A 563-nucleotide genomic window follows, 5' to 3' on the forward strand; every position below is an offset into this window, starting at 1 on the left:
AGGCTGCGGGCGGTGATGTCGCCGGCGGCGGTGGTCGCGCGGATGGTCACGGCGGCCTCGGCGCCGTCGGTGTTCTTCAGGGAGTTGGCGATCCGGCCGAAGGCGGTGCCGGCGTCCAGCGAGGCGGAGACGCCGCGGGCGACGCCGACCTCGATCCCGCCGGAGCCGGTGCGCAGCACGAGGGCGCCGCGGACGGCCTCGGTGATCCGGAGGTCGCCCTGCTGGGTGCTGATCTCTGCGGGGCCGGTGAGGCGGCCGACGGTGACGTCGCCGGACTGCAGGGTGAGGCGGGCGGCGGACGCCTCGTCGAGCTCGACCGAGCCCTGCGCGATCTCGACGGCGACCTCGCCGAGCCGCCCGGTGCCGTGGAACCCGGCGGCGGCGCCCGTCGCCTCGACGCGGGAGCCGGCGGGCAGGTGGACGGTCACCTCGACGGTGCCGGAGTTGCCGAGGATCCGGTTCTTCGCCGCGGGGGCCCCGATCCGCAGCACCCCGTCGCGGTGGGCGACCTCGATCAGCTCGGCCGCCTTCACGTCGCGGCCCTTGGCGGCGTCCGCGGGCAG

At 76.9% G+C, this 563-nt stretch carries 1 protein-coding gene; it reads right to left on the reverse strand.

Going from position 1 to position 563, the window contains the following annotated elements; genetic code table 11:
* A partial coding sequence (locus ABD353_RS40020; protein WP_344628613.1) for a DUF4097 family beta strand repeat-containing protein occupies positions 1-563 on the reverse strand: 563 nt, incomplete at both ends.

Source organism: Kitasatospora arboriphila (assembly GCF_039528095.1).
GTDB lineage: Bacteria > Actinomycetota > Actinomycetes > Streptomycetales > Streptomycetaceae > Kitasatospora > Kitasatospora arboriphila.